General features: G+C 53.7%; 13 protein-coding genes and 1 other annotated feature. Of the genes, 5 read left to right on the top strand and 8 right to left on the bottom strand.

Annotation, left to right across the window (positions count from 1 at the left end; all coding sequences use genetic code 11):
- Positions 1-210: 210 nt before the first annotated feature.
- The 3 genes from clpB to rluD all read right to left on the bottom strand — a co-directional run bounded on the left by clpB (position 211) and on the right by rluD (position 4,623).
- Entirely contained in the window at positions 211-2,784 is a 2,574-nt protein-coding gene (gene clpB / locus AAE045_RS00005) for an ATP-dependent chaperone ClpB (RefSeq protein WP_455545951.1), read from the bottom strand.
- A gap of 130 nt (positions 2,785-2,914) precedes the next feature.
- On the bottom strand, positions 2,915-3,646 hold the full coding sequence (gene yfiH / locus AAE045_RS00010; RefSeq protein ID WP_455545952.1) for a purine nucleoside phosphorylase YfiH: 732 nt from the start codon (positions 3,644-3,646) through the stop codon (positions 2,915-2,917).
- Entirely contained in the window at positions 3,643-4,623 is a 981-nt protein-coding gene (rluD, locus tag AAE045_RS00015; RefSeq protein ID WP_202306828.1) for a 23S rRNA pseudouridine(1911/1915/1917) synthase RluD, read from the bottom strand. Before rluD ends, yfiH begins: the two co-directional genes overlap by 4 nt.
- A 131-nt stretch (positions 4,624-4,754) precedes the next feature.
- Between rluD and bamD the strand changes: the two genes are divergently transcribed.
- From bamD to pheA, 4 genes are all read left to right on the top strand, one after another.
- Positions 4,755-5,492: an outer membrane protein assembly factor BamD gene (gene bamD / locus AAE045_RS00020; RefSeq protein WP_455545953.1), complete on the top strand. Its 738-nt coding sequence runs from the start codon at positions 4,755-4,757 to the stop codon at positions 5,490-5,492.
- A gap of 271 nt (positions 5,493-5,763) precedes the next feature.
- Entirely contained in the window at positions 5,764-6,105 is a 342-nt protein-coding gene (gene raiA / locus AAE045_RS00025) for a ribosome-associated translation inhibitor RaiA (protein WP_455545954.1), read from the top strand.
- A gap of 104 nt (positions 6,106-6,209) precedes the next feature.
- Positions 6,210-6,335, top strand: a sequence feature (Phe leader region).
- On the top strand, positions 6,211-6,258 hold the full coding sequence (pheL, locus tag AAE045_RS00030) for a pheA operon leader peptide PheL (protein WP_202306931.1): 48 nt from the start codon (positions 6,211-6,213) through the stop codon (positions 6,256-6,258). (Overlaps the previous feature by 48 nt.)
- A gap of 21 nt (positions 6,336-6,356) precedes the next feature.
- Positions 6,357-7,517, top strand: a complete 1,161-nt coding sequence (pheA, locus tag AAE045_RS00035; RefSeq protein ID WP_455545955.1) for a bifunctional chorismate mutase/prephenate dehydratase — start codon at positions 6,357-6,359, stop codon at positions 7,515-7,517.
- A 35-nt stretch (positions 7,518-7,552) separates the two neighbouring features.
- On the opposite strand, the gene AAE045_RS00040 is transcribed toward pheA, so the two are convergent.
- The 3 genes from AAE045_RS00040 to aroF form a co-directional block, all read right to left on the bottom strand.
- Positions 7,553-8,425, bottom strand: coding sequence for an SMP-30/gluconolactonase/LRE family protein (locus AAE045_RS00040; RefSeq protein WP_455545956.1), 873 nt, complete (start codon positions 8,423-8,425; stop codon positions 7,553-7,555).
- Between the two features lie 71 nt (positions 8,426-8,496).
- On the bottom strand, positions 8,497-9,618 hold the full coding sequence (tyrA, locus tag AAE045_RS00045) for a bifunctional chorismate mutase/prephenate dehydrogenase (RefSeq protein WP_455545957.1): 1,122 nt from the start codon (positions 9,616-9,618) through the stop codon (positions 8,497-8,499).
- Between the two features lie 11 nt (positions 9,619-9,629).
- On the bottom strand, positions 9,630-10,700 hold the full coding sequence (gene aroF, locus AAE045_RS00050; RefSeq protein ID WP_455545958.1) for a 3-deoxy-7-phosphoheptulonate synthase AroF: 1,071 nt from the start codon (positions 10,698-10,700) through the stop codon (positions 9,630-9,632).
- Positions 10,701-10,987: 287 nt separating this feature from the next.
- Here aroF and AAE045_RS00055 point away from each other — a divergent pair, with 287 nt between their 5' ends.
- Positions 10,988-11,362: a DUF2799 domain-containing protein gene (locus AAE045_RS00055; protein WP_455545959.1), complete on the top strand. Its 375-nt coding sequence runs from the start codon at positions 10,988-10,990 to the stop codon at positions 11,360-11,362.
- A gap of 93 nt (positions 11,363-11,455) precedes the next feature.
- On the opposite strand, the gene rplS is transcribed toward AAE045_RS00055, so the two are convergent.
- Together rplS and trmD are read right to left on the bottom strand one after the other, a co-directional pair.
- Positions 11,456-11,806: a 50S ribosomal protein L19 gene (rplS, locus tag AAE045_RS00060; RefSeq protein WP_064513203.1), complete on the bottom strand. Its 351-nt coding sequence runs from the start codon at positions 11,804-11,806 to the stop codon at positions 11,456-11,458.
- A gap of 43 nt (positions 11,807-11,849) precedes the next feature.
- Positions 11,850-12,617, bottom strand: coding sequence for a tRNA (guanine(37)-N(1))-methyltransferase (gene trmD, locus AAE045_RS00065; RefSeq protein WP_455425456.1), 768 nt, complete (start codon positions 12,615-12,617; stop codon positions 11,850-11,852).
- Between the last annotated feature and the right edge of the window lie 38 nt (positions 12,618-12,655).

Consider the following 12,655-nt stretch of genomic DNA (forward strand, 5'->3'; position numbering starts at 1 on the left):
CTATCGTCTGACTGACGGGCCGGTTTGTAAGCCGTTGTGCCGTGTCAGTGGAGGCGCAGTATAGGGATTTTTCGGAATGTGACAAGCATAAAATTGAAAAATCTTATCGTTTGATTATTTTCCAGGCAATAACGCTACGAACCACCTTATATCGCCTGGTTTTTAAACAAAAACGAGCCCCGAAGGGCTCGTTTCTTTCTTTTTTGTGACTTACTGCACTGCCACAATATGATTTTCTTTTACTTCCAGCCTGACGGCTTTACCCGGTATCAGCTCACCAGAGAGGATTTGCTGCGCAAGCGGGTTCTCAATTTGCTGCTGGATAGCACGTTTCAACGGCCTTGCCCCGTACACCGGGTCGTAACCGCTTTCGCTCAGCAGCTTCAGCGCATCGTCAGAGATAGTGACTTCATAGCCACGTTCTTCAAGACGCTTATACAGACGCTGCAGCTGAATCTGTGCAATAGAAGCAATATGGCGCTCCCCTAATGGATGGAAGACCACAACCTCATCTATACGGTTAATGAATTCCGGACGGAAGCTCTGGCTGACAATACCCAGTACCAGATCCTTCATATGCCCGTAGTCCAGCTCGCCGAAACGCTCCTGAATCAAATCAGAACCGAGGTTAGACGTCATAATGACGACGGTGTTTCTGAAGTCGACCGTTCTGCCCTGCCCATCCGTGAGTCGCCCATCGTCCAGCACCTGCAATAAGATGTTGAACACATCCGGATGCGCCTTCTCCACCTCATCAAGCAGGATGACTGAATAAGGACGACGGCGAACAGCCTCGGTCAGATAACCGCCTTCTTCATAACCTACATAACCCGGAGGTGCCCCCACCAGCCGTGAGACGGAGTGTTTCTCCATGAACTCAGACATATCGATACGCACCATCGCGTCATCGCTATCAAACATAAAGTTCGCGAGCGTTTTGCACAGTTCTGTTTTACCGACGCCGGTTGGCCCCAGGAACAGGAACGAACCGATCGGACGGTTTGGATCGGAAAGCCCTGCACGGCTACGACGAATCGCGTTCGATACCGCTTCCACTGCTTCATCCTGACCGATAACCCGATGATGGAGATCGTGCTCCATGCGCAGCAGTTTTTCACGCTCACCTTCAAGCATGCGGGCGACCGGGATCCCCGTCCAGCGTGCCAGCACATCAGCAATCTCTACGTCAGTGACTTTATTACGCAGCAGGCGCATGGTCTTACCTTCGCTCTGCGTCGCAGCTTCCAGCTGTTTCTCAAGCTCCGGGATTTTCCCATACTGCAGCTCGGACATGCGGGCAAGGTCACCCACGCGGCGAGCCTGCTCAATGGCAATCTTCGCCTGTTCCAGTTCGGCTTTAATAGTCTGGGTGCCGGAGAGCGACGCTTTCTCTGCTTTCCACTCTTCTTCAAGAACGGAGTATTCGCGCTCTTTCTGTCCCAGCTCTTCTTCCAGCATATTCAGGCGTTTTTGGCTCGCCTCATCCGATTCTTTCTTCAGCGCCTGCTGTTCCAGCTTCAGCTGGATGATACGGCGGTCAAGGCGATCCAGCTCTTCCGGCTTCGAGTCGATCTGCATACGAATGCTGGACGCCGCTTCATCTATCAGGTCGATGGCTTTATCCGGCAGCTGACGGTCCGCAATATAGCGATGCGACAGGGTAGCCGCCGCCACGATTGCCGGGTCAGTGATCTGCACATGATGGTGCAACTCATAGCGCTCTTTCAGACCACGCAGAATGGCGATGGTATCTTCCACTGTTGGCTCAGCCACGAACACTTTCTGGAAGCGACGCTCAAGGGCCGCATCCTTTTCAATATACTGACGATACTCATCAAGCGTTGTGGCACCCACGCAGTGCAGTTCACCACGCGCCAGAGCAGGCTTAAGCATGTTGCCCGCGTCCATTGCGCCATCTGCTTTACCGGCACCGACCATGGTATGCAGCTCATCAATAAACAGAATGACGTTGCCTTCCTGCTTAGAGAGATCGTTGAGCACGCCTTTCAGACGCTCTTCAAACTCACCGCGGTATTTCGCACCGGCCACCAGCGCCCCCATGTCGAGAGCAAGCACACGGCGGCCTTTCAGCCCTTCCGGTACTTCACCATTGATGATGCGCTGCGCCAGTCCTTCAACGATGGCGGTTTTACCTACGCCCGGCTCACCGATCAACACCGGGTTGTTTTTGGTACGACGCTGCAGTACCTGAATGGTACGGCGAATTTCTTCATCACGGCCGATGACCGGGTCAAGCTTGCCCTGCTCGGCACGTTCGGTCAGATCGACAGTATATTTCTTCAATGCCTGACGCTGGTCTTCGGCATTCTGATCGTTCACGTTTTCCCCTCCACGCATTTGCTCTATGGCAGCAGTCACGTTTGCCGTGGTGGCACCCGCAGCTTTCAGCAAGTCTGTCAGTGAGCCACGCGACTCCAGCGCTGCCAGAACAAAGAGTTCAGACGAGATAAAATTGTCATTTCGTTTTTGCGCGAGCTTGTCGCACAGGTTTAGGACACGCACCAGGTCCTGAGATGGCTGAACATCGCCACCGGTACCTTCCACCTGCGGCAAGCGGCTCAAGGCTTGTTCAATGGCCGTGCGTAGCTGCCCCGCGTTAACGCCTGCGGAGGTCAGTAAAGGACGTACAGATCCACCTTCCTGATTGAGCAGCGCGCTCATCAGGTGAAGGGGTTCGATGAATTGGTTGTCTTGCCCAAGTGCGAGAGACTGGGCATCAGCGAGAGCAAGCTGGAATTTATTGGTAAGACGATCCAGACGCATAACTCCTCCCATTAACAGGTCAAATTTGCTACTGGAGATTAAATGAGGTCATCCCTCAATTATTCAAGGTTAATGACCTGAAATATGTGAAGTAATAGTTACCCGCACTGGATCGTCTTGATTCTATAGGTTATATCAGCCAAATGAAACTTGCCATACGGCCGGTGATTCTGTCCCGGCGATACGAGAAGAAATCACCCGCTTCGCTATGGGTGCAACGATCGCCGCCGTAGACCTGTCCGATACCCGCATTCGCCATGCGCTGGCGCGCCAGGGTGTAGATATCAGCAAAATATTTTTCGCCCACAGAACGGAAAGCTGCATCGGCCTTCGCATCCTTCTGCATGAACGCCTCACGGACTTCCGGGCCGACTTCAAACGCGCCAGGGCCAATAGCAGGGCCCATCCACGCGATGATGTTTTCCGGACTATCGTTGAAGCATGCGACGGTCTCTTCAAGTACGCCGTCGCATAACCCACGCCATCCGGCATGCGCGGCGGCGGCTTCTGTGCCTGCCTTATTACAGAATAGCACCGGCAGGCAATCCGCCGTCATCACGGCACAAACCGTGCCCGGCGTATTGCTGTAGGAAGCATCCGCTCGTTTAGAAGCGTAAGGTTCGCCCGTTAACCGCAGCACGGCTTTTCCATGCACCTGCTCAAGCCATACAGGCTTAGAAGGCATACCCGAGGCAGCATAGAAAAGACGGCGGTTCTCTTCGACGCACTCCGGGTTATCACCGCAGTGGGCCCCCAGGTTCATCGCGTCATAAGGAGAGAGGCTCACCCCGCCGATACGAGTCGAGCTACAGGCGCCAACGCCTGGAGGTAGCGGCCATTGCGGGATGATAATTTTGCTCATAGCCAGTCCAGCTGATCCTTGTAGGCTATGGTATCCGCACGCAGTGCTTCAATCAGATCCACCATATCCTGGGGAATTGGCGCGTGCCATTCCATCAGAACGCCGCTGATCGGATGGTAAAGACGCAGCATAGTTGCATGCAGTGCCTGACGGTCAAACTTACGCAGAACAGAGACGAACTCTTCCGATGCGCCTTTCGGCGGACGCGGGCGGCCACCGTACAGCTGATCGCCCACCAGCGGGTGAGTAATGTGAGCCATGTGAACACGAATCTGGTGCGTACGACCTGTTTCCAGACGCAGACGCAGACGCGTATGAACGCGGAAATGTTCCATGATGCGGTAATGCGTCACCGCAGGCTTACCCATAGGATGAACGGACATGTGGGTGCGTTTGGTCGGGTGACGGCTGATAGGTTCGTCTACCGTGCCGCCAGCGGTCATATGACCAATTGCCACCGCTTCGTACTCACGGGTGATTTCACGCAGCTGCAGCGCCTCAACCAGGTGAGTCTGAGCTGGAACGGTTTTCGCCACCACCATCAAACCTGTGGTGTCTTTATCCAGACGGTGGACGATGCCCGCGCGCGGTACATCGACAATCGGCGGATAATAATGCAGCAATGCGTTCAATACGGTGCCGTCCGGATTACCTGCCCCCGGATGAACAACAAAGTCGCGAGGCTTGTTGATGACAAGAATGTCGTCATCTTCATAGACGATATTGAGCGGGATATCCTGCGGCTCCCAGCGTACATCCTCTTCGATTTCTGCGTTGATAGTGACGCTTTCGCCACCCAACACTTTTTCTTTCGGCTTGTCGCTAAGCTTGCCATTAACCAGCACGCGCTGATCGAGAATCCATTCTTTTATACGCGAACGTGAATAATCCGGGAACAATTCGGCCAAAGCCTGATCTAAGCGTTGACCGAGTTGTGAATCGGATACTGTTGCGTTGAGTTGTACTAGTTGTGCCATAGACAGCTTCTTCGTTAACGTTGGGTTTTACGGCAATGCCGTTTAATATAGTGTGCTATTGTAGCTGGTCTTTATTGGGAGCTGGAACTGCGAGCCTCCCGGAATAACATTACTTAGGAAAGTCAAACGTCATGACGCGTATGAAATATCTGGTGGCAGCTGCCACGTTGAGCCTGGCTTTGGCTGGTTGCTCCAGTACCAAGGATGAGGTTCCTGATAATCCGCCTTCTGAGATTTATGCGACTGCCCAACAAAAGTTGCAGGACGGTAACTTTAAAGCGGCGATAACGCAACTGGAAGCGCTGGATAACCGTTATCCGTTCGGGCCTTACTCGCAGCAGGTGCAGTTGGATCTGATTTACGCTTACTACAAGAACGCCGATCTGCCGCTGGCTCAGGCCGCTATCGATCGCTTTATGCGTCTGAATCCTACCCATCCGAATATCGACTACGTACTTTATATGCGTGGCCTGACGGATATGGCGTTGGATGACAGCGCATTGCAGGGGTTCTTCGGTGTCGATCGCTCCGACCGCGACTCACAGCACGCGCGTGATGCCTTCAACGATTTCTCAAAGCTGGTTCGTGGCTATCCGAACAGTCAGTATGTCACCGACGCGACCAAACGTCTGGTGTACCTGAAAGATCGTCTGGCCAAATATGAGCTTTCCGTGGCGCAATACTACACCAAACGCGGCGCGTGGGTGGCAGTAGTTAATCGCGTTGAAGGAATGCTGCGTGATTACCCTGATACTCAGGCAACGCGCGACGGGTTAAAACTGATGGAAAATGCTTATCGCGAAATGCAAATGACGGCTCAAGCCGACAAAGTCGCGAAAATCATTGCCGCTAACGGCAGCAAAGCCTGATTAGCCCCTTTCAGAAATACAGAACGGCAGCCTCGGCTGCCGTTTTTTTTGCCTTTAAGCGCCAAACTGAAACGGTTTAGCGTCAGGTCATCCCATCAAATATGGACGCCTTTTCCTGTTACTACAAGCGATATCAGCGGAGATCCTGCCCTGACTCACAAAAAGGCTCACTTGACAAAAAGTGACAAAATTACGTGATTTACATCACACTTTTTGACATTGAGAGAGGTATGCTGGAGTTACCAAGACGGGAATGACAAGAGGTAACTTTATGACAATGAACATTACCAGCAAGCAAATGGATATCACACCAGCTATTCGCCAGCACGTCGCGGACCGTCTCTCTAAACTGGACAAGTGGCAAACACATCTCATAAATCCACACATAATTTTGTCCAAAGAACCCCAGGGTTTTGTGGCCGATGCAACCATCAGTACGCCAAACGGACAGCTCGTCGCGAGCGCCAGGCACGACGATATGTATACGGCCATCAACGAATTGATTAGTAAACTTGAGCGGCAGCTGAACAAAGTTCAGCACAAAGGTGAAGCACGCCGCACCAACGGCTCGATGAAAGACGCCGTCTTCGCCGAGAGTGAAGAAGAAGAGTGATTTGAAAGTCGAATAACATTTGTAACGCGCCTCCGGGCGCGTTTTTTATTGACAGGTTTTAAACAGAGCGAGTAAGTTAACCCTCAGACTTGTCAGGAATCAGCCATGAGACATCAACCGTTTTTCTTCGCATTCTTTTTTACCTTCCCCTGAACGGGAGGCAATTCGTCGTGTGATAAAGAATGCGAAGACGAACAAACAGGCCTCCCAAATCGGGAGGCCTTTTTTATGGACATCGAAAAGGTAGCGTTATGACTGAGATAAACCCCTTGCTGGCACTACGCGATAAAATCAGCGCCCTGGATGAGAAGCTGCTGGCCCTGCTGGCCGAGCGCCGCGGGCTTGCCGTAGAGGTCGGTAAAGCAAAGCTTGAGTCGCATCGCCCGGTTCGCGATATCGACCGCGAAAGGGACCTGCTTGAGCGCCTGATTACGCTTGGCAAAGCGCATCATCTGGACGCACATTACATCACCCGCCTCTTCCAGCTCATCATTGAAGATTCTGTTCTGACCCAGCAGGCACTGCTGCAACAACATTTAAATAAAACGAATCCGCACTCTGCCCGCGTTGCCTTCCTCGGTCCGAAAGGCTCTTATTCTCACCTGGCCGCACGCCAGTATGCCGCGCGGCATTTCGAACAGTTTATTGAAAGCGGCTGCGCCAAATTCCACGACATTTTTAATCAGGTCGAAACCGGCCAGGCGGATTACGCGGTGGTGCCTATCGAGAACACCAGTTCCGGGGCGATTAATGACGTATACGACCTGCTCCAGCACACCAGCCTGTCCATCGTCGGTGAAATGACTGTGCCTATCGACCACTGCGTACTGGTCAGCGGCACCACGGATTTAGACAAAATCGAAACGGTTTACAGCCATCCGCAGCCGTTCCAGCAGTGCAGCCAGTTCATCAACCGCTACCCGCACTGGAAAATTGAATACTGCGAAAGCACTTCTGCGGCGATGGAAAAGGTCGCCCAGGCAAAGTCGCCGCACGTTGCAGCGTTGGGCAGCGAAGCCGGCGGCGGGCTTTACGGATTGCAGGTGCTGGAACGCAATCTGGCCAACCAGACCCAAAATATCACTCGCTTTATCGTGCTGGCTCGCAAAGCGATAGATGTTTCAGAGCAGGTACCGGCGAAAACTACGCTGCTGATAGCGACTGGCCAGCAGGCCGGTGCGCTGGTTGAAGCGCTGCTGGTGCTGCGTAACCATAACCTGATTATGACCAGGCTGGAGTCCCGCCCGATCAACGGTAATCCGTGGGAGGAGATGTTCTATCTGGATATCCAGGCTAACCTGCAGGATCTGGAGATGCAGAAAGCCCTGCGTGAGCTGGGAGAGATCACCCGCTCGATGAAAGTGCTGGGCAGCTACCCAAGCGAAAACGTCGTACCTGTCGATCCAATCTGACGCCGGGATTACTGGGCCAGCGTCAGACTGGTCCGCTATTGTTCTTTAAACTTCAGCTTCGGTAGCCCGGCTACGCTTACGGCCAGCGTGAAAACGGCCCCGGATAGCGGGCGCTCCGCAATTTCTGCGGCATCCATATTTTCACGCGTGGTGGTGATAAACAGCGTCTTCATGTCGTCGCCCCCAAAGCAGACCATCGTCGGGCAGCGCACCGGGAGCCTGTGCTCTTCAAGAATTTCCCCTTCCTGCGAGACCCTGGCAATACGATAGCCGTCAAACAGCGCCGTCCAGTAGCAACCTTCAACGTCCATGGCCGCCCCATCAGGAGCACCCTCGCCCTCTGCAAAACGTCTGAACACCTCCCGCTTGCCAGGTTCACCCTGCTCGTTCAGCGGCGTCCGATAGATAACGCCGTTTGGAGTATCAGAGGTATACATCCACTTTTTATCTTCGCTGAAGGCCAGACCGTTGGCGCCCATAATGTCATGCTGGATAACGTGCGGCGTTAAATCGCTGTCCACGCGGCACAGCAGCGCCCCGTTATAGTCCATTGGCCCCCAGAATGTGCCCGCGTAAAAGCGCCCATCGCGATCCGTCCCGCCGTCGTTAAAGCGGGCAAGCTCAGGATTACTCGGGTTATCACAAACTTTTTGGGTTATCAGGCCGGTGCGGTTGGTCAGGTAGATGCCGCTGCGCAGGGCGACAATTAATCCGCCTTTCTCGCGGAAGGCAAAACAGCCGACCTCCTCGGAGAACTGAATGACATCATGCTTACCGCTGGGAAGATGAAAACGATGGATCTCGTTTTCGAGAATATCCGTCCAGTAGAGGCTCTTCTCTTCATCGTGCCACGTCGGGCATTCGGGCAGGTGACCGGTGTAATCAAACAGAACTTGCGGCTGCGCCATCTCGGGTTTCCTTTTCGCAAAAAAAAGCCAGCGGATTTCCCGCTGGCTTTGATTATAAAACCTTTTTGCCGTTACTGACGGCTGTCATTTGCCTGGCGCAGCAAAGTCCGGCTTTCCGTCTGGAAACGCTGGGCGTAATCGCCAAACCAGTGTTCCACCTTACGGAAGCTGTCGATGAAGGCCTGCTTGTCGCCGTGCTCCAGAAGGCCAATCGCCTCGCCGAATCGCTTGTAGTAACGTTTGATCAGCGCCAGATTGCTTTCGGACGACATGATAATATCGGCGTAAAGCTGGGGATCCTGCGCAAACAGACGGCCCACCATCGCCAGCTCCAGGCGGTAGATAGGCGACGAGAGCGCCAGAAGCTGCTCCAGCTGCACGTTCTCTTCGGCCAGATGCAGACCGTAGGCAAAAGTGGCAAAGTGGCGCAGCGCCTGAATAAAGGCCATGTTCTGATCGTGCTCTACGGCGCTGGAACGGTGCAGACGCGCGCCCCACACCTGAATCTGCTCCAGGAACCACTGGTAGGCTTCCGGCTGACGGCCGTCGCAGTAAACAACAACCTGTTTTGCCAGGCTGCCGCTGTCCGGTCCGAACATCGGGTGCAGGCCCAGAACTGGCCCGCCATGTGCCGCTAACATGGCCTGTAACGGACCATTTTTCACCGAAGCGAGGTCGACCAGCACGCAATCTTCCGGCAGCGTCGGGAGCTGGCCAATCACCTGTTCGGTCAGATGGATTGGCACGCTGACGATAACCATGCCTGCATCTGCCATAACCTCCCCGGCGCGCGGCCAGTCTTCTTTTTCGAAGATCCGCACCTGGTAGCCGGAAAGCGTGAGCATTTTTTCGAATAAGCGCCCCATCTGCCCGCCACCGCCGACGATGACCACCGGCCTGAGCGTTGGCTGCAGCGTCTTGAAGCCTTTATCGTTTTCGCTCGAGTAGGACTCACGCATCACGCGGCGCAGCACATCTTCAATGAGATCGGGCGGTACGCCGAGCGCCTCAGCTTCTTTGCGGCGGGAGGCCAGCATCGTCGCCTCGCGCTCGGGAACATAAATCGGCAAGCCGAAGCGGCTTTTTACTTCGCCAACTTCCGCTACCAGCTCAAGGCGCTTAGCCAACAGATCCAGCAGCGCCTTATCAACTTCGTCGATTTGATCGCGTAACGCGGTCAATTCAGCAACCATAGTAAAACCTCTTATGCCTGACGCGCCGCAAGCGTACCGTTCAGATCCTGGTGGATCTCGCGCAGCAGGCTTTCCGTGCTTTCCCAGTTGATGCAGGCATCGGTCACGGAAACGCCGTATTTCATTTCACTGCGCGGCTGCTCTGAAGATTGGTTCCCTTCATGGATGTTACTTTCAATCATCAGGCCAATAATCGAACGGTTACCATCTTTGATCTGAGCGATGGCGGATTCTGCCACGCCCGGCTGACGGCGGTAGTCTTTGTTTGAATTGCCATGGCTGCAATCTATCATCAAGGCCGGACGCAGTCCCGCCTGTTCCATCTCTTTTTCACACTGGGCAACGTCTGCCGGGCTGTAGTTTGGCGCTTTCCCACCGCGCAGGATCACGTGCCCATCCGGGTTACCCTGGGTCTGCAACAGGCAAACCTGGCCCGCCTGGTTAATACCGACAAAGCGATGCGGCATGGCAGCGGCGCGCATAGCATTGATAGCGGTGCCCAGGCTGCCGTCGGTGCCGTTTTTAAAGCCCACCGGCATTGAAAGTCCGGAAGCCATTTCGCGGTGGGTCTGGGATTCGGTCGTGCGTGCGCCGATAGCAGACCAGCTAAAGAGATCGCCAAGATATTGCGGGCTGTTCGGATCGAGCGCTTCCGTTGCCAGCGGCAGGCCCATGCTGACCAGTTCAACCAGCAGATGACGCGCAATTTTCAGACCAGCTTCCACATCAAACGAGCCGTCCATGTGCGGATCGTTAATCAGCCCTTTCCAGCCCACGGTAGTACGTGGCTTTTCAAAGTAGACGCGCATGACGAGGTACAGACTATCGCTGACTTGTTCAGACAAGGTTTTAAAACGACGGGCATATTCAATCGCAGCTTCCGGGTCGTGGATCGAGCAAGGTCCACACACCACCAGCAGACGAGGATCGCGTCCGGCGATAATGTCGGAGATGGTCTGGCGAGATTGCTGGATCTGCGCTTCCTGAGCGGCAGTAAGAGGAAACTCGGCTTTCAGCTGATCCGGAGTGATCAAAACCTGTTCGTCAGAAATATGTACGTTGTTCAGCGCGTCTTTTTGCATGATGGCGGTCCCGTTTAGCTCGTTTGCGATAGTCATTTTTTGGTGAAGATGCGCTTACCTTACCATGAGCAGTAAAGATTGCAATCCAAATTACGTAAACAATACGTTACACCATCCAATGCCGCGCCTTTAATACGTCAATATCGTAAACAATAATGTACAACCCTCGAAGCCGGATGAATAAATATGTCTACAGATTGAGCAAACATACAAATATTTGCCCCCTGGCCAGCGAAATCATTCGCTCGCTTCTATGATCAGTTCATCTTCTGATAAAGGACATAACTATGCGCCGCGCCTGTCTTGTCATGCTGGTCTTAACGCTGTCTGGCTGTTATCTCGATCCCTATGCTCCCGCGCCAAAGCCAGGCCCTACGGACTGGTATCAGGCGGGGTGGGACGATGCCATGGCAGGCGATCCCATAAGAAGTGATTTAGTGCTGGCCCATGTTCATAACGATGACGAGGTGGACAGACAGGAGTGGCTCAGGGGGTACGCCAAAGGCCAGCAACGTATCTGCGACCCCGACTTTCTGAAGGTTCAGGGCAGCGCCGGGAAATCCTTCCCGCAGAGCTGCGAAAAACTCCCCGATACCGAAGCGTTAAGAGCAACCTGGCAAACGGCGACCGATGCTGGAATAAAAGCATCACGCCTGAATTAGTCAGCCGTCGCACCTCAGTCGCTCCTGACTTCAGAGCAAAAAAAGGGCTGCCCAATGGCAGCCCTTTTATATGGATGTCGCGTTAGCGATATCTTACTTGGTAAGACGCTCTTTGATACGAGCAGATTTACCAGTACGCTCACGCAGGTAGTACAGTTTAGCTTTACGAACGGCACCACGACGTTTAACAGCAATGCTGTCGATTACCGGGGAGTGAGTCTGGAATACACGCTCAACACCTTCGCCGTTGGAAATTTTACGAACAGTGAATGCAGAGTGCAGACCGCGGTTACGGATTGCGATAACCACGCCCTCAAATGCCTGCAGACGTTTTTTAGAACCTTCAACGACCCATACTTTCACTTCCACGGAGTCGCCCGGACGGAAGGAAGGTACATCCTGTTTCATCTGTTCTTGTTCAATTTGCTTAATAATGTTGCTCATAATTTTATCTCTTATCCTGGGTAAACTGATGTATTGGGAGGTATTAACCTTGCCCATCATGTTTATGTTGCTGTTGTGCGTGCTCCCGTTGGAACTCCGCCAGCAACCTTGCTTGCTCTTCAGTCAGAGCCAGGTTTTCCAGAAGTTCAGGTCTTCTAAGCCAGGTGCGGCCCAGCGACTGTTTCAGGCGCCAACGGCGTATCTCGGCATGGTTGCCCGACAGTAACACCGCCGGTACTTCCATCCCTTCTAACACTTCAGGACGGGTATAGTGAGGACAGTCCAGCAACCCGTCAGCAAACGAATCTTCGATTGCTGATGCTTCATGGCCCAGTACTCCCGGAATAAACCGTGAGACGGAGTCAATCAGCGTCATTGCCGGTAGCTCACCGCCGCTGAGAACGTAATCGCCGATTGACCATTCTTCGTCAATTTCGGTTTGGATCACGCGCTCATCGATTCCCTCGTAACGGCCACAAACCAGAATTAGCTTCTCATTTGTTGCCAGTTCACAGACGCCCGCCTGATCAAGCTTGCGCCCCTGAGGTGAAAGGTAGATGACCTTTGCGCCTTCCCCTGCCGCCGCTTTCGCTGCGTGGATGGCTTCCCTTAGCGGGTTTACCATCATGAGCATACCCGGTCCGCCGCCGTAAGGACGTTCGTCCACGGTACGGTGCCGGTCGTAAGCGAAGTCACGAGGACTCCAGCTCTGGATGCTCAGCAGGCCATTTTTAACTGCCCGGCCAGTTACCCCGTAATCGGTAATCGCGCGGAACATCTCTGGAAACAGGCTAACTACACCAATAAACACAAGCCTTCCCCATCACGCCGTTGTTATTACCGTTTATC

It is taken from the genome of Dryocola clanedunensis, from assembly GCF_038405435.1.
GTDB lineage: Bacteria > Pseudomonadota > Gammaproteobacteria > Enterobacterales > Enterobacteriaceae > Dryocola > Dryocola clanedunensis_A.

Coding starts and splice junctions, on each gene's coding strand:
- clpB (WP_455545951.1), bottom strand. CDS start 2,784: ATGCGTCTGGATCGTCTTACCAATAAATTCCAGCTTGCTCTCGCTGAT.
- yfiH (WP_455545952.1), bottom strand. CDS start 3,646: ATGAGCAAAATTATCATCCCGCAATGGCCGCTACCTCCAGGCGTTGGC.
- rluD (WP_202306828.1), bottom strand. CDS start 4,623: ATGGCACAACTAGTACAACTCAACGCAACAGTATCCGATTCACAACTC.
- bamD (WP_455545953.1), top strand. CDS start 4,755: ATGACGCGTATGAAATATCTGGTGGCAGCTGCCACGTTGAGCCTGGCT.
- raiA (WP_455545954.1), top strand. CDS start 5,764: ATGACAATGAACATTACCAGCAAGCAAATGGATATCACACCAGCTATT.
- pheA (WP_455545955.1), top strand. CDS start 6,357: ATGACTGAGATAAACCCCTTGCTGGCACTACGCGATAAAATCAGCGCC.
- AAE045_RS00040 (WP_455545956.1), bottom strand. CDS start 8,425: ATGGCGCAGCCGCAAGTTCTGTTTGATTACACCGGTCACCTGCCCGAA.
- tyrA (WP_455545957.1), bottom strand. CDS start 9,618: ATGGTTGCTGAATTGACCGCGTTACGCGATCAAATCGACGAAGTTGAT.
- aroF (WP_455545958.1), bottom strand. CDS start 10,700: ATGCAAAAAGACGCGCTGAACAACGTACATATTTCTGACGAACAGGTT.
- AAE045_RS00055 (WP_455545959.1), top strand. CDS start 10,988: ATGCGCCGCGCCTGTCTTGTCATGCTGGTCTTAACGCTGTCTGGCTGT.
- rplS (WP_064513203.1), bottom strand. CDS start 11,806: ATGAGCAACATTATTAAGCAAATTGAACAAGAACAGATGAAACAGGAT.